The sequence below is a fragment of the Metabacillus idriensis genome (genome assembly GCF_050483325.1).
Taxonomy (GTDB): Bacteria; Bacillota; Bacilli; order Bacillales; family Bacillaceae; genus Bacillus_P; species Bacillus_P idriensis_A.
Genome location: NZ_JBCMYF010000032.1, coordinates 46,388 through 68,752 on the forward strand (window position 1 = coordinate 46,388; position 22,365 = coordinate 68,752).

The 22,365-nt window shown below is 40.7% G+C and carries 20 protein-coding genes and 1 riboswitch; of the genes, 9 read left to right on the forward strand and 11 right to left on the reverse strand.

Annotated features, from left to right (window positions below):
• Positions 1-56 precede the first annotated feature (56 nt).
• Entirely contained in the window at positions 57-1,319 is a 1,263-nt protein-coding gene (locus ABEQ24_RS18145; protein ID WP_430008112.1) for a S1C family serine protease, read from the reverse strand.
• A 148-nt stretch (positions 1,320-1,467) separates the two neighbouring features.
• Here ABEQ24_RS18145 and ABEQ24_RS18150 point away from each other — a divergent pair, with 148 nt between their 5' ends.
• Complete coding sequence (locus ABEQ24_RS18150) at positions 1,468-2,136, forward strand: response regulator transcription factor (protein ID WP_430008113.1); 669 nt, start codon at positions 1,468-1,470, stop codon at positions 2,134-2,136.
• Complete coding sequence (locus tag ABEQ24_RS18155; RefSeq protein WP_430008114.1) at positions 2,136-3,497, forward strand: sensor histidine kinase; 1,362 nt, start codon at positions 2,136-2,138, stop codon at positions 3,495-3,497. Before ABEQ24_RS18150 ends, ABEQ24_RS18155 begins: the two co-directional genes overlap by 1 nt.
• A gap of 83 nt (positions 3,498-3,580) precedes the next feature.
• Here the strand turns inward: ABEQ24_RS18155 and ABEQ24_RS18160 are convergent, their stop codons facing one another.
• On the reverse strand, positions 3,581-4,042 hold the full coding sequence (locus ABEQ24_RS18160; RefSeq protein WP_430008115.1) for an NUDIX domain-containing protein: 462 nt from the start codon (positions 4,040-4,042) through the stop codon (positions 3,581-3,583).
• Between the two features lie 373 nt (positions 4,043-4,415).
• Between ABEQ24_RS18160 and ABEQ24_RS18165 the strand changes: the two genes are divergently transcribed.
• Positions 4,416-4,724, forward strand: coding sequence for a TIGR04104 family putative zinc finger protein (locus ABEQ24_RS18165; protein WP_430008116.1), 309 nt, complete (start codon positions 4,416-4,418; stop codon positions 4,722-4,724).
• Between the two features lie 94 nt (positions 4,725-4,818).
• Here ABEQ24_RS18165 and fumC read toward each other — a convergent pair whose 3' ends face one another.
• On the reverse strand, positions 4,819-6,204 hold the full coding sequence (gene fumC / locus ABEQ24_RS18170) for a class II fumarate hydratase (protein ID WP_430008117.1): 1,386 nt from the start codon (positions 6,202-6,204) through the stop codon (positions 4,819-4,821).
• 126 nt (positions 6,205-6,330) lie between these two features.
• Between fumC and ABEQ24_RS18175 the strand changes: the two genes are divergently transcribed.
• From ABEQ24_RS18175 to msrB, 3 genes are all read left to right on the forward strand, one after another.
• Positions 6,331-7,005, forward strand: coding sequence for an HAD family hydrolase (locus ABEQ24_RS18175; RefSeq protein WP_430008118.1), 675 nt, complete (start codon positions 6,331-6,333; stop codon positions 7,003-7,005).
• 31 nt (positions 7,006-7,036) lie between these two features.
• Entirely contained in the window at positions 7,037-7,321 is a 285-nt protein-coding gene (locus tag ABEQ24_RS18180) for a hypothetical protein (protein WP_430008119.1), read from the forward strand.
• A gap of 507 nt (positions 7,322-7,828) precedes the next feature.
• On the forward strand, positions 7,829-8,776 hold the full coding sequence (gene msrB / locus ABEQ24_RS18185) for a peptide-methionine (R)-S-oxide reductase MsrB (protein ID WP_430008304.1): 948 nt from the start codon (positions 7,829-7,831) through the stop codon (positions 8,774-8,776).
• Positions 8,777-8,913: 137 nt separating this feature from the next.
• Here the strand turns inward: msrB and ABEQ24_RS18190 are convergent, their stop codons facing one another.
• From ABEQ24_RS18190 to ABEQ24_RS18215, 6 genes are all read right to left on the reverse strand, one after another.
• On the reverse strand, positions 8,914-9,120 hold the full coding sequence (locus ABEQ24_RS18190) for a hypothetical protein (RefSeq protein ID WP_430008120.1): 207 nt from the start codon (positions 9,118-9,120) through the stop codon (positions 8,914-8,916).
• Between the two features lie 254 nt (positions 9,121-9,374).
• Positions 9,375-9,587, reverse strand: coding sequence for a hypothetical protein (locus ABEQ24_RS18195; RefSeq protein ID WP_430008121.1), 213 nt, complete (start codon positions 9,585-9,587; stop codon positions 9,375-9,377).
• 59 nt (positions 9,588-9,646) lie between these two features.
• Complete coding sequence (locus ABEQ24_RS18200) at positions 9,647-11,491, reverse strand: PAS domain S-box protein (RefSeq protein WP_430008122.1); 1,845 nt, start codon at positions 11,489-11,491, stop codon at positions 9,647-9,649.
• A gap of 131 nt (positions 11,492-11,622) precedes the next feature.
• Positions 11,623-12,735: a Ger(x)C family spore germination protein gene (locus ABEQ24_RS18205; RefSeq protein ID WP_430008123.1), complete on the reverse strand. Its 1,113-nt coding sequence runs from the start codon at positions 12,733-12,735 to the stop codon at positions 11,623-11,625.
• Positions 12,719-13,819, reverse strand: a complete 1,101-nt coding sequence (locus ABEQ24_RS18210) for a GerAB/ArcD/ProY family transporter (protein WP_430008124.1) — start codon at positions 13,817-13,819, stop codon at positions 12,719-12,721. The genes ABEQ24_RS18205 and ABEQ24_RS18210 overlap by 17 nt, the downstream gene beginning before the upstream one ends.
• On the reverse strand, positions 13,803-15,347 hold the full coding sequence (locus tag ABEQ24_RS18215; RefSeq protein WP_430008125.1) for a spore germination protein: 1,545 nt from the start codon (positions 15,345-15,347) through the stop codon (positions 13,803-13,805). Before ABEQ24_RS18215 ends, ABEQ24_RS18210 begins: the two co-directional genes overlap by 17 nt.
• A 477-nt stretch (positions 15,348-15,824) precedes the next feature.
• A riboswitch (TPP riboswitch) is annotated at positions 15,825-15,934 on the forward strand.
• A 120-nt stretch (positions 15,935-16,054) separates the two neighbouring features.
• Between ABEQ24_RS18215 and thiC the strand changes: the two genes are divergently transcribed.
• Positions 16,055-17,758 carry a phosphomethylpyrimidine synthase ThiC gene (thiC, locus tag ABEQ24_RS18220; RefSeq protein WP_430008126.1) on the forward strand — a complete coding sequence of 568 codons (1,704 nt, stop codon included), beginning with the start codon at positions 16,055-16,057 and terminating at the stop codon, positions 17,756-17,758.
• Positions 17,759-17,972: 214 nt separating this feature from the next.
• On the opposite strand, the gene ABEQ24_RS18225 is transcribed toward thiC, so the two are convergent.
• A complete protein-coding gene (locus ABEQ24_RS18225) occupies positions 17,973-19,307 on the reverse strand; it encodes an FAD-dependent oxidoreductase (RefSeq protein WP_430008127.1) in 1,335 nt (444 codons plus the stop codon).
• A 225-nt stretch (positions 19,308-19,532) separates the two neighbouring features.
• Between ABEQ24_RS18225 and ABEQ24_RS18230 the strand changes: the two genes are divergently transcribed.
• Complete coding sequence (locus ABEQ24_RS18230; protein ID WP_430008128.1) at positions 19,533-20,465, forward strand: ABC transporter permease subunit; 933 nt, start codon at positions 19,533-19,535, stop codon at positions 20,463-20,465.
• Positions 20,462-21,346, forward strand: a complete 885-nt coding sequence (locus ABEQ24_RS18235; RefSeq protein WP_430008129.1) for an ABC transporter permease — start codon at positions 20,462-20,464, stop codon at positions 21,344-21,346. Before ABEQ24_RS18230 ends, ABEQ24_RS18235 begins: the two co-directional genes overlap by 4 nt.
• 50 nt (positions 21,347-21,396) lie before the next feature.
• Here the strand turns inward: ABEQ24_RS18235 and corA are convergent, their stop codons facing one another.
• A complete protein-coding gene (gene corA / locus ABEQ24_RS18240; RefSeq protein ID WP_430008130.1) occupies positions 21,397-22,353 on the reverse strand; it encodes a magnesium/cobalt transporter CorA in 957 nt (318 codons plus the stop codon).
• Between the last annotated feature and the right edge of the window lie 12 nt (positions 22,354-22,365).

The window sequence follows — 22,365 nt, forward strand, 5'->3', positions numbered from 1 at the left end:
AATCAAACTAAAAAACAGCCCCGAAAACCGGAGCTGTCCAAAAGGGGGAATCTATATTAACTATTCACAACTTCTTTTTGAGACAAGGTTATTTTTTCTGTTACCTTCTCTCCCTGACGGTAAAACTCGACATCAATTTTATCGCCGATACTTGTTTGCGAATAGAGGAATTTGCGAAGCTCATTTGAATTTTTAATCTTTGTGCCATTCATCGCCACAATCACATCGCCTTCCTGCATTCCCGCTTCTGAAGCCGGTGAAGATGGGCTTACTCCCTGTACGAAGACCCCTTCTGTTACTTCATTCGGCAGCTGTAATGTGTTTGTACGGTACTGATCAGGCACCTCGCTTAGATCAAGAAGACCAACTCCTAAGAATGGACGATCTACTTTTCCTTTTTCCAGCAGTTCATCTACAACCGGCTGAAGATCATTGCTTGGGATAGCAAATCCTAACCCTTCCACCCCGTCCTGTGTGATTTTCAGGCTGTTGATGCCAATAACCTGGCCATTCATATTCAATAATGGTCCGCCGCTATTTCCCGGGTTAATGGCCGCATCCGTCTGAATAACATTCAATTCCCAGCTGCCTTCTGAAGTTGAAATTGGAATGGTGCGGTCCGTTCCGCTTATAATCCCTTCAGTAACGGTACGGGAGAAATCAAGTCCAAGCGGATTTCCAATCGCCACGACCCTTTCACCTGCACGAAGCTCTCCTGAATCTCCGAAATCAGCAACCGTTTTTGCATATTTGCTGTCGATTTTAAGGACGGCTGTATCAGTTAACGGATCCGCTCCAACAAGCTCTGCCTGCGATTTTTCTCCATCTGAGTAGGAGATTTCAATGCTGCTTGCTCCCTCAATGACGTGATTGTTTGTAATAATATAGGCCGTATCGCCATCTTTTTTGAAAATAACCCCGGAACCTGTTCCTGCCTCAGCATCCTGAGTTCCCCCGCCAAATCCCTGCTGCTGCTGTTTATTAGATATTCCTACAATCGCAGGCGACAGCTTTTCCACCATATCCGCAATATCGCTCGTTTGACTGATAGGCTGGGTATTCACTGTACTTGAATCATTTTCTTCTTGTGAAGTGTTTGAATTAATGGAATAAGAAGGTTCATTTGTGCTTGTCTCTTCCTCAAGAAAAGGCTGTACTCCAAGTACCAGCGCTCCTCCGACTACCCCGCTGATCACAGATGACATAACCGCTTTCCATCTTGAAGGCTTTTTTTGAGGCTGTCCCGATCTGACCATCATTTCACGTGAATCCTGGTCTAATAATGTATTTTTCCGTTCTGTATCGTCGTAGTATCCCATCTTGATTCCTCCTAGTGATTTTCTTTGTTAACCCTACTATAAAAAATCATTTTGGGAGAAAGATGAAAAGATTATGTGAAATTGTTAAATGGTGACCATATCTTTGAAGACATTGTATAATTACGAATAAGAAGGAGCGTGAAGCGGAATGTCCTACTCTATTTTTCTTGTGGAAGACGAACAGAATTTAAATGATTTGCTGACAAAATATCTGGAGAAGGAAGGCTATACGGTTACCTCGTTTACTAATGGGGAAAAAGCGCGTCAGGCCATTCATGAAACTCCTCACCTCTGGGTTCTCGATATTATGGTGCCGGATGTTGACGGCTATCAATTAATAAAAGAAATTAAAGCAGGATCAGCAGATACCCCGGTAATCTTCATTTCTGCGCGGGATACAGATATTGACCGGGTGCTCGGACTTGAGCTTGGAAGCGATGATTATATTTCAAAGCCTTTCCTGCCGCGTGAACTTGTCATTCGCGTTCAAAAGCTGCTGACCCGTGTTTATGAAAGCAGCACAGTAAAATCAAGCATACAGCTCCCTCCTTATACAATTGATGAAAGTGTGCGTTCGGTCTCGCTGAATCAGGAAAATCTGAATTTAACCTCGAAGGAATTTGATTTATTGCTGCTGTTTTTGCATAACAAAGGCCAGGCTTTTTCGCGTGAGCAAATGATTGAGCATATTTGGGGAAGCGACTACTTCGGCACAGACCGGGTGGTAGATGACCTCGTCCGCCGCCTCCGCAAAAAAATGCCTGATTTGAAAATAGAAACCATTTACGGTTACGGATACAGGATGCTGACAGGATAATGAAAAATAAATCATTGACGTTTCAAATTTGGATTGTGATCTCAGGAATTCTTCTCGTCATTTCTTTGCTGCTGATGATCATATTCCCAACAACACTCAGAAATTTTTTCACAAACGAGATCTATACAACGATTGAAAATGAACAGCATATTCTGACGGAATACCGGCTTCAGGGAAATGTCCAAATGGACCCGCTTACGAGAAATGGAGAGAAGCTCTCTCCTGACCGATCTGTTCAGCACATCATTCTCCCTGAGAGTGCGCCTTTTTTTTACAACGAAAAAAAGCTTCCATTGAGGTTTCTTCAGGAAACGCAATCACTTGCTTCTAATCAAAAGGACATCACGGAAGAATACTCAAGGGAAATCAAGAATGAGCGGCTCTTTTTTGTGATCAAAAAAGTGACAGTTGACGGACAGCCGGCATTTCTTCTTTCCTACGCATGGGATTCTTACCGGAATGATCTTGTGCTGACTTTGTTCAAACAGCTTGTTTTCGTCATGATCATTGTCTTTCTTTTCAGCTGGATTCCGTCCATTTGGCTTGCAAAATACCTGTCCCGTCCGATTGTTTCTTTAGAAAAGGATGTTAAAAGAATTTCAAACGAAGATTGGCATGAACCCGTTGTCCTTGATCGAAGCGATGAAATTGGAAAGCTTGGGGAGACAATTGAATTGATGCGAAAACGACTTGTTCAAAAGGATGAAGCACAGCGCACCCTGCTGCAGAATATCTCCCATGACTTAAAAACGCCGGTTATGGTCATCCGCGGATATGCGAAATCAGTGAATGACGGTATTTATCCAAAGGGCGATCTGACAAGCACGATGGATGTGATCGAAGAGGAGGCACAGCGTCTGGAGAAAAAGATTAAAGACTTGCTGTATATCACGAAATTAGACTACTTATCTTCGCGCAATGCAAGTAAATCGGAAGTGAAACTGAATGTGACGGTTCAAGAAGTCATCGACCGCATCAGGTGGTCACGCCAGGAGCTTGATTACGAAATAAACCTGGAACATGCGGCTATTCATGGCGATAATGACCTGTGGATCAAGCTGCTTGAAAACTTATTTGAGAATCAGCTCAGATATGCAGATTCAATGATTGGAGTTCTTTTAAAACAGGAAGGGAATGACTTCCTTCTTAAAATATGGAACGATGGGCCTCCGATTGAAAAGAATGTTCTGCCTCATCTGTTTGAGCCTTTCCATAAAGGCAGCAACGGCGAATTCGGGCTTGGACTCAACATTGTAAAAAGAATCGCCGAGCTTCATCACGGTACAGTTTGGGCTGTGAATGAGGATGGAATGAGCACGTTTTATGTGAAAGTACCAAAAAGACAGCAAACGGCCTTTTAATGAGGCCGTTTTTTTATGAATTCCGAGCAGTCCGCCCAATAGCAAAAATGAACAGCTTTCATGCTGCTCTTTCAATTCCCCTCTTAATTAACATCTCCCAAATAGATCTTTTCCGGCTTCTTCCCAGCTTCAAACTCCATAATGGAAGGCAGCATCGACACCGGATAAAGCCGGTAATCAGTAAGCTTTTTAACAGGCAGCCATTCTACACCAATTTGGCCCTCGTCAGGAATGACACCCGCAGCCGGTGCTTTCTGTCCTTCTTTAATCCGGCATAAAAACATCAAATCTAATTGATGGAATCCTTTATCCCATTCATATTCATGATTTCCCCCGACATAATCCCGGACAAAAATCAAGTCATCAATTTCCACTTCAACCCCAATCTCCTCCATGCACTCTCTTTTTAAATTTTCATGAAGGTTCTCCCCATGCTCCTGCCCGCCGCCCGGCAAAATGTAGAATGGTCCGGTCTCATCTTCTTTCTTGATGACTAAAATCTTGCTGTCTTGAATAATAATGGCTTTTGATGCTGTACGTACCATATGTGATCTCCTTTTGTCTGAAATTTCATCCTTCCCCATTATATTGGATTCTTAAAGGTAATTGTCATTTTTTGTACGAAGTTTCAATTGACGGGGGTATGATAAGAGTCGCACAATTATCTAAAAACAACACTATGTTTACTGCTTCAAGGGAAAATAAATATCAGATTAGTAAAAGGTGGTTTTCCATATACCACTTAGATGACGTCTTACTGTCGCATTAAGAATACAAAATGGAAATAAGAAACCGAATAATGGTTATCCGGGGTACTCCTGTTTTTAGGAGTACCTTTTTACCAGCTCATATTCTCTCAGATTTCCATCAATGCTACAATATAGGTAATTGACACTAACTCACCCAGGAGGTCCCGCCTTGAAACTGCCGAAATGCACGTCATGCCAATATCCATTTACATGGAAAGAAACACTTCTTACCACGATGAAATTCACCAGAATTCTGAAATGTCCAAAGTGCGGTACAAATTTGTATCCAACTCCTAAATCCAGAACTAAAGGAACTCTCTTAATTGCCATTCCAATCGTTGCTGCAAGCTTTATCAGTTCTATGATTGGTGCTGATGCAGCAGTAAGAATAACAGCTATTATTCTTGCAGGAACTCTATCTGTTCTGCTGTCGCCTTACTACTATGAATACATAGAAGAAGATAAACCGTTATGGTAAATAAAAGAGCATGCTCTTTTATTTACCTGTTTTTTTCATAGCATTCTTGAAAACCTGCATGACGCTAAAAAAAGTGGATGCTCCCGATGAAGGCCTATTCCCCCCGCGGTCCAATCATATCTAGCGGATTCACATACTCATCAAATTCCGCTTCCGTCAGCAGCTGAAGCTTTATCGCAGCTTCTTTCAGCGTGCTTCCATCTTTATGTGCTTCTTTCGCTATTTTCGCAGCATTGGCATAGCCAATATGCGGGTTTAAAGCTGTTACCAGCATTAAAGATTCATTTAAATATTTATCAATAACATCGAGATTCGGCTTGATTCCAATCGCACAATGATCATTGAAGGAATGAATCGAATCGGCAAGCAGCCTCACTGATTGCAGGAAATTATACATAATTACGGGCTTGAACACATTCAGTTCAAAGTTGCCCTGACTAGCTGCAAAACCAATGGTTGCATCGTTACCCATTACTTGTGCTGCCACCATAGTAATCGCTTCACTTTGGGTTGGGTTGACTTTTCCAGGCATAATGGAGCTTCCAGGTTCATTTTCAGGTATGGTGATTTCGCCGATTCCGCATCGCGGACCGCTTGAGAGCCATCTTACATCATTGGCAATCTTCATTAAATCTGCTGCAAGACCTTTTAAAGCCCCATGTACAAAGACGATTTCATCATGACTTGTCAGCGCGTGAAACTTGTTTTCAGATGTGCGGAATTTAGTGGCTGTATAAATGCTGATTTCTTCAGCTGCAAGTCTTCCAAAATCAGGATGTGCATTGATGCCTGTTCCAACCGCTGTACCTCCGATGGCAAGATCGCGCATCTTTTCAACGGATAAGAGAATCATATCTTTGGATTTTTGCAGCATATGCACCCAGCCGCTTATTTCCTGGCCCAATGTGAGAGGGGTAGCATCCTGAAGATGGGTTCTGCCGATTTTGACAACATCATCGTTTTCTTTAGATTTGTTCACAAGCGTTAAATAAAGCTTATCAATGGCAGGAATTAATAAATCAAAAATAGAGAGCACTCCTGATATATGCATCGCAGTTGGAAATGTATCGTTCGAGCTTTGTCCCATGTTGACATCATCATTCGGATGAATATGCTGATCCGATTCTCTTAACAGTGTGTTTCCTCTGTTAGCAATCACTTCATTTACATTCATATTGCTCTGCGTTCCGCTCCCTGTCTGCCATACAACTAAAGGAAAGTGCTCATCGAGTTTTCGGCTGAGAATATCATCGCAGACTTTCACAATTGCATGTTCTTTTTCTGCGTTTAGTTTTCCTAATCTGCCATTTACTTTAGCTGCACTTCTTTTTAAAATGGCAAATGCGTCAATCAGCTCCTGCGGCATTTTTTCCGACCCGATTTTAAAGTTTTCTTTGCTTCGCTGTGTCTGAGCTCCCCAAAACTTATCTGCAGGCACTTTAATCTCACCCATCGTATCTTTTTCAATTCGAAATTCCATTTTCTCCACCTCCATATTTTTTATCCCTACCCTTTTTATTCAAGAAAAGTTCATATAAACCTTTTTAACACACCTATTCTTCCGCTGCTTTTTTGATAAAATATAGAAAACGGCGGAGGAAATAAAATGAATTCTTTTAAGCTCGTTATGTTCGATTTGGACGGAACTCTTACAGATCCCGGAGCAGGAATTATTCATTCTATTAAGTACGCATTAAATGCAATGAATGTAAAACTGCCATCAGCCGCTGTTTTAAATGACTTTATTGGACCGCCGCTTCAGATGTCGCTGCAAAAGCATTTAGATTTTGATCAAGCTGACATAGAGCAGGCCATTCGCTTTTACCGGGAGTACTTCACGATAAAAGGGATGTTTGAAAATGAGGTTTATCCAGGAATTATCAGTCTCCTTGAAGACTTAAAGCGTGAAAATATTCAGCTTGCTGTTGCTACTTCAAAACCAACTGTCTTTGCAGAAAAAATACTTAAACATTTCAAAATGGATGCCTATTTTCAAAAAATAACCGGAAGCAATCTAGATGGTACACTTACTTCCAAGGCAGACATCATCGCAGATGTTTTAAAGCATCACCATTGGATTATCAAATCAGAGATTGTCATGATCGGCGACCGTGAGCACGATATCATCGGAGCGAAGGAAAATGGCATTGCTTCAATTGGAGTTTTATACGGATATGGTTCGGAGAAAGAACTGAGCAGAGCAGCAGCGAATTTTCTTGCTCCATCAGTGAACGAACTGAAGAAAACCCTGCTGCAGCAAGGAAAGACAGAGTTTAATTAAACGTTTGTTTAACTATTAATGAGGTGATAGAATGGGAGATTTCTTCGTACTGACTGCAGCATTGCTGCTCTTAATTTTTGTTTTAGACTCGCTTGCAAAATTGAAGGGTTCAAGTAAAGACAAGAATGAAAACATTCTTAAATTATATTTAGGATTTCTAATTCTGATTGCCATTTCGGTGATTCCCTATAAAATGTGGAAACTGACAGGCAGCCATCACAGTCCTGACGGCATGCTCGTTACAGCAGGTGCTGCTCTTGCCATGATTGCTTTCGTTATCAGCTTTTATTCCCGCAGAGTTAAAAGTCATGCTTGAAGGTTGATACATATAAAAGCATACAATATAGAAGAAACATCCAGTGAACCGGGGTACAAACGCGAAACGTTTATGCCCCGGTTTTTTTTCATTCACGAAAATCCGCATAAGAATATCCCCGTTTTCTGCCTGATACTTTGATTTTAACTGCTGCACAAGCAATTAAAACGCCCCCTTTTCTTCCATCCATTTTTCAGCAGGAGCGTCAAAACTATTCATCTTTCCAAAATTCATTTACAATTTTATTATAAAAATTTATTGATTCAGATTGATCTTTTCAGCAAGAAAATATCGTTACCTTTTCATAAAGGTAAAGGATGGGATGATATGAAAAAACGGAATGTGAAAATAATTTTGTCAGTTGTGCTGATTCCGAGTCTTGTCTTTGTCATGGTCAAAGGGGGAGAAGCTTTATTTACAAGATCATCAGGCAGCACTGCAGTTAAAGCCGATTATGAAGAAGAAAATCTAGAAGCAGCGACATTTGCAGGCGGCTGTTTTTGGTGTATGGAGCCGCCATTTGAGAAGCTTGATGGTGTTCAGGAAGTGATTTCAGGATATACAGGCGGAACCGAAGAAAATCCTTCTTACAATGAGGTTTCTGCAGGGAAAACCGGGCATATTGAATCTGTTCAGGTCGTATATGATCCTGCTGTGGTGACCTATGAAGAACTGCTGGATGTTTATTGGAAGCAAGTAGACCCGACCGACTCTGAGGGGCAATTTGTCGATCGCGGCAAGCAATATTCAACAGCGATTTTTATTCATAATGAAGAACAGAAAATGGCGGCACAGGCCTCTAAAGAAAAACTGGATCAATCCGGACGCTTCGATCAAAAGATTGTCACGCCAATCCTGACTGCCTCAACATTCTACATGGCAGAGGACTATCATCAGGATTATTACAAAAAGAACCCGGTCCGATATGAATATTACCGGAACCATTCAGGACGTGATCAGTTTTTAGAAAAAACATGGGGCGATGAACTGAAAAAAGAACAGGCATCTTACAAAGCCTATACCAAGCGTTCAAAAGAAGAGGTAAAAAAAGAACTGACTGACATACAGTTTGAGGTCACTCAGGAAGACGGAACCGAAAAAGCTTATGACAACGAATACTGGGACTTAAAAGAGGATGGCATCTATGTAGATATTGTCTCAGGCGAACCCCTTTTCAGTTCTCTTGATAAATATGATTCAGGCACAGGCTGGCCGAGTTTTACAAAGCCGCTTGTGCACGAAAATATCATTGAAAAAGAAGACCGCAGCTTCTTTTCAGTCCGGACTGAAGTAAGAAGCAAACACGCAGATTCCCACTTAGGCCACGTATTCGATGACGGACCTGAACCGACCGGACTCAGATACTGCATGAATTCTGCTGCGATGCGCTTTGTGCCTGCAAAGGATTTAGAGAAAGAAGGGTACGGAGAATTTGCAGCTTTATTTAAGAAATAATAAAACTTCAGCGGTTTCGCTGAAGTTTTTTATAGCCCGTCTATCCTGTTAAACTCCCGCAAAAGTCTAAGTTTATCAAGCGTAAGAGAGCCCTTCCATTCTTCTCTGGCGATAAGCCACGTATCTTCATACTGCCCCTATGACCAGTCCGGTACAAAGCTGCCGTCTTCAGTTTGCTGTCCAGTGATAAAATCAAGATTCTGTTCCACACTCTCAGCGTATAATGGATAATACCTGGAGCTTGGAGATTGAATCACACCCGAAGGCTGGAGTCCGTAACCCCTCAAATCTTCTGGATTCCTGATGATACATTTGTTAACAAATTCATCAATCTGAACGGTCATTTCACGGCTGGTTACCTGCGGCGCTCCTTCAACAAGTCTTAGATAGCTGGATGGGAGAAAGTTCCCCCTGAGGTAGAATCAGCGCCTAGGGCATCTTGGTGGAATTATCAAGAGTCCGGGGAAAATTGGGAAAATCCAAGTGCTGAAATACTTGGTTATTTATTCGAAAATAAAAGTTTCATACCAGAGAGTGAAGGTCGGTTTGAATCGTCTGTACGAAATAAGCAATAACTTTCTTAAGGATATCATCTTCCTCATTCGCATTTACTCTGGATAGATACTGCATGCTCAATCTTCGAGGCAAGTGCGGAAGAATCTGAGCATCTGAAATCCGGCTCAAGTCCATTGTCGAATCCGCCATCTTGATTTTGGTAAGCTTTAAGCTCCATTAGCACATCTTCTTTAGAGCCGTTCTCAAATTCAAATAGATATAAAGCACGGTCAACCTTTCGTGCTTTTTTAAGCATAAATTCCCGTGCTTTTAGAAATTGCCTCTTCGTAAACTGCTTTATAACTTCATCCCCCGCTATTTTTTCAATCTTATGATCACCTTTGTGCCCTTGCCAAGTTCACTTTCCATTTTGAATTCCCCGTTGTGCTCGGTAATGATTTTGTTGCTGATCGTAAGACCGAGGCCGATGCCTTTTTCTTTTGTGGTAAAAAAAGGTGTTCCGAGCTTTTCCAGCCGTTTTTCATCGATGCCTGTCCCATTATCTTCAAACGTCAGCTGATAATTGAACGCTTCTTTGCTTTCTCCTCTTATTTTAAGACGGCCGCCATCCGGCATAGCGTCCAGTGCATTTTTCATGACATTGATGAAAACTTGTTTAATTTGATTTTTTTCACATTCTATCTGTGCGGGATCTGAGTCAAACTGAAGGTCAATGTCCACATTTCTGAGGGAAGCCTCTGGACTCAGCAGAATCATTGTATCTTTAAGAAGCTGCACAATATTAGTGCTTTCTTTCAAATGGATCGCCTGCGGCCTTGCAAGTGCCATAAATTCATTGACAATCTGCTCAATCCGGTTTAATTCATCCATAATGACACTCTGATATTTTTTATCTTTCCCTTCACTGTCTTCTTCTGTCAGCAGTTTAAAAAATCCCTTTATGGATGTAAGCGGATTCCTGATTTCATGGGCAACACCTGCTGCAAGCTCACCTAATACCATAAGCTTTTCATAGTTGCGGATGTAATCCTCAACTTTTCTTTTTTCCGTTATGTCCCTCGATATAAACACAATGCTCTCAGGCTCCCCATGCTGATTCAAAACGGCCATTCCTTTTCCCTCAAACAAAACGGCCTGTCCTGATTGACTGATTTTGTGATAAGGAATTGTGACAGGTTCTTTTGTGGTAAAAAGAGTGCTCATCACTTCTGCTGCTTTTTCTTGATCTTCTAAAAGAATATACTTGAATACGTTTTGTCCTATCATACTCTCAGGCTCATAACCCAGAATTTTTTTATAGGAAGGTGATGCATATTTATAATTTCCTTTTAAATCGACTACACAAATTAAGTCGTTGCTGTGCTCTAAAATAATCCGGTATTTGCTTTCGCTTTTTCTCAGCTTTTCTTCAGTTTGCTTCCGCAGTGTAATGTTTCTGGAAATGACGATTGCATGTTTTAACGTTTCATTTTCAGTGACAGGAACTCCGTGCGATTCAAGCCATATATAAGTATTGTCCTTGCATAAATAACGATACTCAACCGTCAGCTGTCTATTTTCATTCAGCATTTTAAAAAATTGGTCTGCAATCTGTTCTCTGTCTTCCGGATGGACAAATTGAAACGGGCTATATCCTACTGCTTCTGCCATGTCATACCCAAGGACTTCTTTGTAAGAAGGCGAAACATAGGTAAACAGTCCATTTTCATCAAGAAGCCCTACGATATCACGCATGTTCTCCGTAATCAGCCGGAACTTTTTTATCGTTTCCTCATGCTCTTTTTCAAGCTTTTTCTTCTTAGTGACGTCTCTGATAATCACCTGGGTGGACTGCATGTCTCCCCATATGTTTGGGAGTGTCGTGACTTCCACATATATGGGCAAGCCTTTTTTGTTATACCAGATTTGTTCCATTGAGGTTGGCGTGAAACCATTTTTTGTATCCGTAATCCGCTGCTCGATCAATTCTCTATATTGCGGATCTATGGAATTCCAGATTGGTTTTCCGATTAGTTCCTCCATGCAGGTAAATCCAAGCAGCCTCATTGCAGAAGGGTTTATATATGTCCACTTTCTGTTTTCGTGAATTAAAAATGCGGTTGGAGAGTTTTCAAGCTGATTTAAGTAAACTTCCATTAATCCATCCAGTTTTTCCTTAGAAAGGACTTTCTCTTCATGAGTCTGCTCCAGATTCTTCATTGCGGTCCATCCTCCTCCAAGTACATTCATACCCATAATATATCAAATTTTCTGCTATTACTGAACTTTTATAAAAAAGCTATATGTAATAAAGCCAGGATCCTAAAGCAGATCCTGGCTGAAATCCATTGCTAATGCGTAATGCCATGATGAATAATTTCCACACTGAACTCGGGCTTGATGAGAATATTCGGATAGTCCTCCTCCCATTTTAACTTCTTCCAAAGAGAAGGATGATAGGCGATGAGTTCTCTTCCTATCCCGAGAAAATCGCAGTTTGCTTCCTGAAGCTTTGCAGCTGCATCCTCTGATTGCTGCTGAAGATGTTTTGTAATTTCAGTTTGGACTTTCTTTAAAAGCTTTGTGTCATATAAATGATCATGCGGGAATTCACTGATTTCTATTTTCACTTTTACAGGGAGGACAGCTTTCACTTTATGATTCAAATCCTTTTTAATTTTCATTTTTGCTTTGGTTTCTGCTACATCATAAGAAACAACAAGCTTTTCACCTTTATATGTTATCTTATGGCTCATATCCATCTTTTTATCTTTTCGATTTGCCATGATTAATAGCGCTTTTGATTGTGCCAAATCCATTGTCGTACCTGTAAATTTATCTTTGTGAAAAAGGGCCGTGCCGATTATTTCGGCTGTATGATTTTCTTTATCAAGCTTCATATATGGAAGCACAAGACCTTTCCCTTCATCGAATAATACCGTGCACATGGATTGAATGGTTTCAACAGGGATGACAGAAGACGTTTCAGAAGTATCAATAAGCCCCGCTAAATATTGTCCAATCAATTCTTCGCCAACCTTTTGCAGATTAAGTATTTCTTGAGGATTTTCCTCAACCACGACAAATTTCCCATTTAGAGGGTTTTCAGGCGTTCGGTATAGGACATCTGCTATTTGAAACAGCCCCTTTTCAGCGAGCTCATCCTCGATTAGAAAAATTTTATTTTTAGCGGTCATCACTGTTCCGGACATTTGCTGATTGAGCTTTATTTTTGCATTTCTTGTCGAGGTTGCTGTTACAAAAAATGTTTTATTGACCGGCTGCTGTTCTTTAGACGTATAGGAATGAATAGACGTAGTCGTCAAAATTTCATCATCTTCCGCGGTTTGAAAGGCAGTAGCGGACATAAACACTGTGTTTTTAAGCATTTTTTGATCCCAGCACCCTGTAATCACCGGCAGAATCAGGAGCACCGGGATCATCCGCTTAATAAGTCTGATCATGCTTTTTCTTCCCCTTTCTGAAAAAGGATACTATCAGCAAACAAACTGGGATTGCAAATACAAATATATAGGAGAGTTTGTCAACATAATCACCGAGTTTTCCTGCCAGCTGATCACTTTCAGCCGGGGATAAAGCAAGCAGGGATACAGCTAAAACGATTAACGGAACAAAAGAACGATGGTTTTTTTTATTAAACACATTCTGCATCCCTGTGCTTGCGATATATATGTACATCAGACCTGATGTAATAACAGAAACGACCCAAATGGCGAGGAAAACAAGATCCACCCTTTCAATAACAGAATAGGTAATGGCCTTAAGCAAATATAGAGTAGGTTCAGGTACAATCTTCATCTCTTTTGGGCTAAAAAAGACATAACTGGTAAATGCAATGTAGGAATAAAAAATGGTGACAATGATATTGCTCACCGTAACTGATTTCAATACCTGATTTGGCTGGCTGTTTATATATGGATAAAGAAACAGCATAATTTCAAAACCAAGAAAGGACATAATTGCTTCTTTGCTTCCCAGTAATATTTTTAACATTCCATTGTCTCCAATAGGAAAAATGTAGCGGATATCAGCTGTTTGGTAAGCGTTGAGTGTGAGCAAAAAAAGGAAAATCAGCAGAAAAGATACGATGACGAAAAAACGTGCCATTTTACGGATGTTCTCTTTTGCAAAATAGACCGCAACTGCCGCAAGGAGCAAAATCAACACCCATGCCGGAGTTTCATGGTAAATCCACCTCTTTAAAACATTTACATACAAGACAGCGATTAAGCTTGAAACAAAAATATAAAACAGGACATAGCCCAAATTAATCAAATTCCCTAAAATTTTGCCAAGCAACAGTTTATTGATGTCAAATAAGGACTTATCCGGATATTTTTTAACAAGCACCCAAAATAAAATCGTGAACAGCTGGGCAAATACACCTGCAATAATCACAGATATCCACCCATCAGTACCAGATACAAGATAGATATTATAAGGAAGCGACAAAACCCCGATGCCGATCTGAGTTTGAAGGACAAGGAAAAACATCTGTTTGTGAGTGATATTATGATTCGTTTTCATGCTTCGACCAATTCCTTAGCGCATTTTGTCTTCTCACCTTTTGAGGAGATGTATCTTTCGGACGATCATTCATATACCAATGATGCATTCTCAGCACAGAATCTTTAAGATTGCCAAATTGCATCGGAGCAAGGGGATAAAAGTATGGTGTTCCAAAGGATTCAAGGAGACTGAGGTGCATAAGCATAAGGACGAAAATAAAAACAATTCCCAGATAGCCAAATATCGCTGCACCAAACATCATTGGAAAGCTCATCAGCCTCAGTGCCGTGCTCATTTCATTTGAAGGGACTACAAAGGACGCAATAGCCGTTAAAGCAATGACAATAATCATCATATTGGAAACTAAATTTGCTTCTACAATCGCTGTCCCGATGACTAAACCGCCTACAACACCAATTGTTTGCGAAATGGATGTTGGCAGACGCAAAGCCGCTTCCCGCAGCAATTCCAAAATGATGACCATCAGGAGTGCTTCAGCTATTGGCGGAAGCGGAACATTTTCAAGCGAACTTTTAACAGTCAGTATTAAATCATTTGGAATAAGCTCATAATGATAAGAAATAGTTGCGATATACAAAGCTGGCAAACTTATGGAAATAAAGAAACCTAATATTCTTATAAGGCGATAAAATGACCCGAAAATCCAGCGGCTGTTATAATCTTCAGGAGTTTGAAAGAATGAAAAAAAATTAACAGGTGCAATCAGGGCAGAAGAACTTCCCGCCGGCAATATGACTGCTCTTCCTTCAAAAAGATTAGAAACAACCTTATCCGGACGCTCCGTACTTAAAATTTGCGGAAACAGGGAATAGGGTGAATCCTCAATCGATTCTTCTATAATTCCGGGTGCATCAACAGCATCAATTTTTATAGACTTTAATCTGGTGAGAACTTTCTTAATCAAATCTTTGTTTGTAAGATGGTTTAAATAAAGTACAGCTACCCTTGTTCTTGATATATTTCCAATCTCCAAGTATTTCACAACCAGACTTCCATCCATTATTCTTTGTCTGATTAAGTTGAGATTGATATCCATATTTTCCGTAAAACCTTCATGAGATCCGCGGACAACTTTTTCATTCTGAGGCTGTTCAACCGATCTTGCCTGATTGAGCGCAGAGTCAAAGGCATAAATACAATCCAAATCTTCTATCAAAAATAAACATGCACCCTTGCAAAGATAATGAATGGCTTCATGAATATCCTTCGTTTTTAAAATCGAGGCAATAGCAACAACATCCTCTACTTCTCCGGACTGTGCTTGCTGCAATGGTCCTAAAATATCCTGATTGATTTTTTCAGACTTCATGAGAGGCACAAAATACAGCAATAGCCCTTGCTTCCCTTTGAACATAACCTTTCTTTGCCCTAAATCATCCGTATGATCCAGGTGTGTCAGGATTTTTGCGATATTCACATTAAAATGGGAAGAAACAGGTATGTTGGTATCTCTGGGAGGTGCCGTATCATTAGGCTGCTGTGTCTTTTGCTTTGATTGTTTTTTTTTCTTGAATAAAGAAAACATAAGCTCACCCCTCCACTAGAATCTTTATTAGTTTCTTAGTATGTTGGTAAAAGTATGCATTCGAATATTTTAGAAAGAAAGCGGAACTGGCTGTTCTGACCGAGGGGTTAGGAGGTGGAGCCAGACACCACGAAAAGCGGAAGCCCTTGCTGATCCGTTCTGGCCGAGGAGTTGGGCGGTGTAGCTAGACACCACGAAAAGCGGAAGCGCCCGTTTAGCTCCGACAGGCAGATAAGGCTTCGACAGAAAAGGCGCTTTTTGCCTTTACTGGCGAAGCCGTTCTGGCCGAGGAGTTGGGCGGTGTAGCTAGACACCAATGCGTTATCCTTTCTTATCTCTAAAAATAGGTCAGTCAGAAAAACAGGCACAAGGAACCATAGCCTTGTTTCTGAATCATTTCCAACATTTTTAATTGTGAAAATACTCACTTGCATCTTGCTGTTTTTCCTGCTATATTGCTAACAAATGAATATTTTTTCATTCTGCTGGGGGAGTCCATGATGCTGGACTGAGAGAAGAACGCGAGTCTTTGACCCTTTGAACCTGATCTGGATGATACCAGCGTAGGGAAGCGGTGTGGCGTAGGGCGTTTTTTTGGCTTTTTACACATACTGTTCCAAGGGTTCTGTTTATAAACAGAACCCTTTTTCTATTCTTTCGCGGGTGCAGATCAAGACTCTACTAAACAATATGAGGAGGAGTTAAGATTGGATATCGCATTTACTAAACCGTTTGAGGGCAGCAAAAAGAGGTACAAAAAAGGATCTAGAGAGGACATTTGTGTACCTTTTCGGGAAATTGAACTCGCGCAAAATCATGAGCCTGTGCTTGTTTATGATACGAGCGGTCCTTATACGGATCAAGCCGCTGCCATTGATATTAAAAAAGGGTTGCCTGAAATCAGAAGAAGCTGGATTTTTGAACGGAGTGATGTGGAAGAATATTCAGGCCGCAAAGTGAAGCCTGAGGATAACGGCCGCCATATGACTTCAAATGAAAACGTCTTTACAGGCGAAAGAAGCGTACTGCGGGCAAAAAGGAATGCCGCTGTCACCCAGCTTCATTACGCCAGAAAGGGAATCATTACACCTGAGATGGAGTTTATAGCGATTCGCGAAAATATGGACCCTGAGTTCATAAGAAGTGAAGTTGCAGCCGGCAGAGCCATTATACCTGCAAACATCAATCATAGAGAAAGTGAGCCTATGATCATAGGCAAACATTTTCATGTCAAAATTAATGCAAATATAGGCAACTCTGCAGTAACCTCATCGATTGAAGAAGAAGTTGAAAAAATGACATGGGCAATCAAATGGGGCGCTGACAACATTATGGATTTATCGACTGGCAAGGATATTCACACTACCCGGGAATGGATTATCAGAAATTCACCCGTGCCGGTTGGAACAGTGCCCATCTATCAGGCGCTTGAAAAAGTAAAAGGCATTGCTGAAGATTTAACCTGGGAAGTGTACAGAGATACCTTAATTGAACAGGCGGAACAGGGAGTCGATTACTTTACCATTCATGCCGGTGTTTTGCTGCGGTACATTCCTTTAACCATTAAAAGAACAACCGGAATTGTATCACGGGGAGGATCCATTCTTGCAGGCTGGTGTTTAGCCCATCACGAAGAAAACTTTTTGTATACCCACTTTGAAGAGATTTGCGAGATCTTAAAGCAATATGATATTTCCATTTCCCTTGGCGATGGACTGCGTCCCGGTTCGATTGCAGATGCCAATGATGAAGCACAGTTTGCAGAATTAGAAACACTTGGAGAGCTTACAAAAATTGCATGGAAACATGATGTTCAAGTGATGATTGAAGGTCCTGGCCATGTTCCGATGCACATGATTCGGGAAAATGTAGAAAAGCAGCAGGAGATTTGTCAGGAAGCGCCATTTTATACACTTGGACCCTTAACAACTGATATTGCACCTGGCTATGATCATATTACTTCTGCTATAGGTGCAGCGATGATCGGCTGGTTCGGAACGGCGATGCTTTGCTATGTGACGCCGAAAGAGCACTTGGGATTGCCTAATAAAAATGATGTCCGTGAAGGGGTCATCGCTTATAAAATCGCTGCGCACGCCGCGGACCTCGCCAAAGGGCATCCAAATGCACAATATCGAGACGACGCTCTGTCTAAAGCAAGATTTGAATTCCGGTGGGAAGATCAATTTAATCTAGCTCTTGATCCTGACCGGGCAAAAGAATATCACGATGAAACGCTCCCGGCTGAAGGAGCCAAAACCGCTCATTTCTGCTCGATGTGCGGACCTAAATTCTGTTCGATGAGAATATCCCACGATTTAAGAAATACTGTTAAAGAACAGGAAATTGAAGAAGGACTGAAGCAAAAGTCGAAAGAATTTGTTGAAAAGGGTTCAGCGATCTATCAGTAGAACAATTTTGGCTGTGAACGTTGTACCGTTTTATTGAATTTAGGGCGGGGACATTGTATTACTTTCCAAAACGGCCCATTTACTGTCCGAAATGTCAGGAATACTTGCGAAATAAGGTAAAATACTTTCTAATTTGAATGAAATACTTTCTTTTTTACAAAAATCTCCTAAATCATAAAAAAACAGCGGAATGCACGCATTCCGCTGTTTTCATCTATTGCTGTATCGCCTGCAAACCAGCCTGATTCAAGAAGTTCCAAGGCTTGTTGTAATGCGGCTGGAAGAAAAAGTCGACAAAACCAAGCTCATCAATCGTCATCCCATTTTGGATGCAGACAGATAACGTATTGATTGATTGAGTCAGATCCGCTTTTGACATCACTTGTGCACCGACAATTCTTCTTGATTCTTCTTCATAAACGACTTTCAAAGTGACAGATTCATAGGATGGCATGAACTCAGGACGATCATTCTCTAAGATTGTGATACTTTTCACATTCATATCCATAAAAGAAGCGGCTGTTTCTGTCATTCCAGTTGAAGCGATATTGTTTTCATAAATCTTAATGCCTGATGTGCCTTGAGTACCCATATATTTGATTGTTTGTTTCACTAAGTTTTTTGCAGCTAAAGTTCCCATGCGTACAGCATTTGTAGCAAGCGGAATATATGCATGCTTTCCAGTTGGGTTATATAAAATCGCGCAGCTGTCGCCTGCTGCAAAAATATCTTCATTGCTTGTTTGCATATACTCATTGACGATAATAGCGCCATTATCCAGCATATCTACCTGTCCTTGCAGCAAACCAGTATTCGGTTTAAACCCAATGCAGAGTACAACTAAATCTGTTTCGTATTCGCCTTTTGTTGTCACCACTTTTGAAACATGGCCATTTTCGCCTTCAAATTTGCTGACTGTCTCACCAAGAGCAAGAGTAATGCCGCGGTCTTCAAATTCATTTTCAATGACTTCGGTATATTCCGGATCCAGATATTTGCTTAAAATGCGGTCTGAACTGTCTATTAAAGTCACTTCTTTTCCGTAAGCTTCAAACGCTTCTACAAGCTCAATCCCAATATAGCCTGCCCCAACAACTGTGATTTTCTGGGCATCCTTCGCTTTTTCAATAATCGTATTTGCATGAGTATAGTTTTTTGATAGGACGATATTATTCAATTGGATTCCTTCTAAAGGAGGAACAATCGGCCAAGATCCTGTCGTCATCACTAATTTGTCGTACGTATCTTCAATGACCTGCCCTGTTTCAAGGTTTTCAGCTGTCAGTGTTTTCGCTTCTGAATCAATAGAAGTTACGGCATGCTTCATTTTCATCGTAACGCCCATGTTCTCAAGTTCTTGAGGTGAAGAGTAAAATAAGCCCTGTGCGTCTTGGACAACTCCTCCTACATATAACGCGATCCCGCAAGATAAGAATGAAACATTATCATTTTTTTCATAAACCGTAATTTCTGCTTCCGGATAAAGCTTCGTCATATTTGAAACTGCTGCTGTTCCAGCATGTGTACATCCAATCACTGCGATTTTCATAAAGTAGTTCCTCCCCTGAGATTATCATTTGTGAATATTTTCACATAGTATTGTGAAGTGATTCACATACATTTCTTAATTCATATTATATTCCCCTATTTTTAAAAACGCAAGGGATATTGTGAAGTTTTTCACATAAAGTTTTTTCACTGCTCCTATCTATTCATCATCCAAACGTCATGGTAAAATTTTTATAATAATCTGAAAAGTACGCGAGGTTTTGAAATGAAATCTGTCATAGAAATCAGCAAGCACATTTTTCTGTTTCTCCTGATTGTTCTATCTCTCATTCTAGTCGTTCTTTTCCCCAGAGATGTTGAAATCAGAGCCGAGGGCAGAGCACAGACAGTCATATTTGACTATCAGTTTTCATGGTCTGCCTATCAAGAAAACATCACATCCTTTTTCAGCGGCCTTTATCAGGATAAAAGCCTTGGACTGACAAAATATGAACGTCCAGTAGAAGAAGAAATGAAACTGTATTTTTCCAGAAGCGTAAAAATCATTATGACTGCATTCCTCCTGAGCTTAATTTCAGGAATATTGAAAGGTGTATATGATGCCGTGCACCCCAGCCCGCTCGGAATGATTTTTGGAAAAGGATTTACATGGATGCTGCAGGCCGTTCCTGATTTCTTTCTGTTTCTCTGTCTGCAGTGGGTTCTCATCATCTATTTTAAAGACTATGTCGATCTTTTTGGACACGATAACCGGTACAGTTTTTTGTATCCCGCTCTTTTGGTGTCCATTTATCCTGCTCTGTACATGAGCCGCATTACTGCTGCATCCTTTCAGGAACAGTCAGGAAAGCAATATATTACGGTAGCCCGTTCAAAGGGTTTGCCTCAAGCTGTTATCACATTTAAGCATGTACTAAAAAACAGTGCGGTTCCAATCTTAAATCATACAGGCTCCATGATGATCTATATTCTTTCAAATTTATTAATTGTCGAATATCTGCTTGATTACAAAGGGGCTGCATACCGTCTGTTCGAAGCGTTTAATGTAATGCCTGTCATTAGTGTCGGCTTGAACACAGCAATTGAACCAAACGTCATTATTGCATTTGGCACTTGTTTCATGATATTCGTGCTTATTGTTCAAATCACGAGCTTGCTTATTAAAAGAATAATAGATCCAAGGGAGGGAGGGGTATGAGAAATAAATCCTTATTGTTCGGAACCATCATGCTTGCTGCCTTTATATTGATTTCTCTGACTGGTCCTCTTTTCCCAAATGTGCAGGAAGGGACCAAAGAACAGAGAATGGTTTTTATAAACAGCACGACCTATGAACGGGCGCCGTTCCCTCCCTCACTTCAGCATCCGTTTGGAACTGATGAAGACGGGAGAGACATCATCAGCCTCATTATCATGGGAGCTAAAGACACACTGCTCCTTATTTTCAGCATTACCGCCATCCGTTATCTTGCCGCCATTGTGCTTGCTTTTTTAGGCTCCAGTAAAAAAAGTCCTTTCAGGCTGCTGATTTACGGCTTAAACGGTTTTGCCGCAAGTCTTCCCTTAATTTTTGCAGCCGTACTTTTTATTACAATGCCCATGTTTACCTTCAGCCCTAATCGCGTCTTGTGGATTATTCTCTTTCTCTCGCTGACTGATGTCGGTAAAGCTGCTTATATCATTCAGGAATCAATGAGCAGCCTTTCGCATTCTCAATTTGTTGAAGCAGGAGTGACTGTCGGCAATAAACCATTAGGTCTTTTCACCCGCTATTATCTTCCGAATTTATTGCCGGAGCTGATTGTCCAATTTTTTATGGACCTCGGAAAAGTGGCTCTTTTACTCGGACAGCTCGGAATTTTATCTATCTTTGTTACACAGGTTTTCGTTCAGACGAACTACGGATACGGTGAACTGCAGAATACAAGCCTGAATTGGTCAACTCTGCTTGGGATGGCAAGGTCTGATATACTAAGAGGCTTCTGGATTCCATTTTTCCCCGCGCTTGCCCTTACATTCCTGATCTTCACTTTCAACTTCATCGGTGAAGGTCTTAGGCAGCATTTCAGCCGTGTATAAACGATTTTTAAAAAGCAAATGCCTGACTGCAGAAACAGTCAGGCACTCTCCTATATTTGGTCTTTATCAAACCATCCTTTCCGTTTAAACCAAATAAACATCATGAAACTTAGGAAGCCCATTCCTCCAAGGACATAAAAATAGCCGTATTCCCATCTGAGTTCTGGCATGTTGTCAAAATTCATGCCATAAACCCCGGCTATAAATGTCAGCGGCATAAAAATAGTTGTAATGACAGTCAGTGTCATCATTACCGTATTTGCACGATAAGAGTTGACCGAAATATAGTTTTCCCTTATTTCAGCAGTGAAATCCATATTGGCAGCAATCAGCTCTGACAGCTTTATCAGATGATCATACACATTCATGAAATAGGTTCTTTCACTCTTTGGGATATTCAGTCTTTCTGAATTTAATAGACGGTAAAGCAAATCTCTCATAGGATAGATAGTCCGCTTTAACTTAAGCAAGCCTGAACGCGTTTCAAACACCTGCTTCATAATCTGCTTGATTCGGAATTCCCCGCTCTCAAGCGCATTCAGCGTCTCTTCTATTTCCGTTATACACGGAAAATAGAAATCAACCAGTTTATCCAGCAATTCATAAAAGACAAAATTGGGTGTAAGAGATTTCACATGATTTACTTGTTTTATTTTTTCATAAAGAAGCGCTGTTTCTTCCGACTGATGTAAATGAAAAGTTACAATATACTTATCAGACAGGAAAACATCCACTTCCTCAGCGTCCATCGTTTCTTTATTAATAGAATGAAGAACAAAAAAATGATACCCGTCATAATAGTCAAGCTTAGGCCTCTGCAGAAAATGAAAACAATCTTCAATAGCTAAAGGATGAAAGTTGAAAAGATCCTTCAGCACTTTTCCTTCCTCATCTTTTTCAGGATAAATATCAAGCCATACCATTTTATAGGCTTCTAGTGAAAAATTCTTTAAATCGACTGAGTGAATGATGCTGCCGCTATGATCGACTGCCATCGTTTTAATCAAAATGTTCCATCT

Coding starts and splice junctions, on each gene's coding strand:
- ABEQ24_RS18230 (WP_430008128.1), top strand. CDS start 19,533: ATGAAATCTGTCATAGAAATCAGCAAGCACATTTTTCTGTTTCTCCTG.
- ABEQ24_RS18195 (WP_430008121.1), bottom strand. CDS start 9,587: ATGCTTAAAAAAGCACGAAAGGTTGACCGTGCTTTATATCTATTTGAA.
- ABEQ24_RS18210 (WP_430008124.1), bottom strand. CDS start 13,819: ATGAAAACGAATCATAATATCACTCACAAACAGATGTTTTTCCTTGTC.
- ABEQ24_RS18155 (WP_430008114.1), top strand. CDS start 2,136: ATGAAAAATAAATCATTGACGTTTCAAATTTGGATTGTGATCTCAGGA.
- ABEQ24_RS18160 (WP_430008115.1), bottom strand. CDS start 4,042: ATGGTACGTACAGCATCAAAAGCCATTATTATTCAAGACAGCAAGATT.
- ABEQ24_RS18175 (WP_430008118.1), top strand. CDS start 6,331: ATGAATTCTTTTAAGCTCGTTATGTTCGATTTGGACGGAACTCTTACA.
- ABEQ24_RS18150 (WP_430008113.1), top strand. CDS start 1,468: ATGTCCTACTCTATTTTTCTTGTGGAAGACGAACAGAATTTAAATGAT.
- ABEQ24_RS18190 (WP_430008120.1), bottom strand. CDS start 9,120: ATGACCGTTCAGATTGATGAATTTGTTAACAAATGTATCATCAGGAAT.
- ABEQ24_RS18145 (WP_430008112.1), bottom strand. CDS start 1,319: ATGGGATACTACGACGATACAGAACGGAAAAATACATTATTAGACCAG.
- ABEQ24_RS18225 (WP_430008127.1), bottom strand. CDS start 19,307: ATGAAAATCGCAGTGATTGGATGTACACATGCTGGAACAGCAGCAGTT.
- ABEQ24_RS18180 (WP_430008119.1), top strand. CDS start 7,037: ATGGGAGATTTCTTCGTACTGACTGCAGCATTGCTGCTCTTAATTTTT.
- ABEQ24_RS18205 (WP_430008123.1), bottom strand. CDS start 12,735: ATGATCAGACTTATTAAGCGGATGATCCCGGTGCTCCTGATTCTGCCG.
- ABEQ24_RS18235 (WP_430008129.1), top strand. CDS start 20,462: ATGAGAAATAAATCCTTATTGTTCGGAACCATCATGCTTGCTGCCTTT.
- msrB (WP_430008304.1), top strand. CDS start 7,829: ATGGAGCCGCCATTTGAGAAGCTTGATGGTGTTCAGGAAGTGATTTCA.
- ABEQ24_RS18215 (WP_430008125.1), bottom strand. CDS start 15,347: ATGTTTTCTTTATTCAAGAAAAAAAAACAATCAAAGCAAAAGACACAG.
- ABEQ24_RS18200 (WP_430008122.1), bottom strand. CDS start 11,491: ATGAAGAATCTGGAGCAGACTCATGAAGAGAAAGTCCTTTCTAAGGAA.
- fumC (WP_430008117.1), bottom strand. CDS start 6,204: ATGGAATTTCGAATTGAAAAAGATACGATGGGTGAGATTAAAGTGCCT.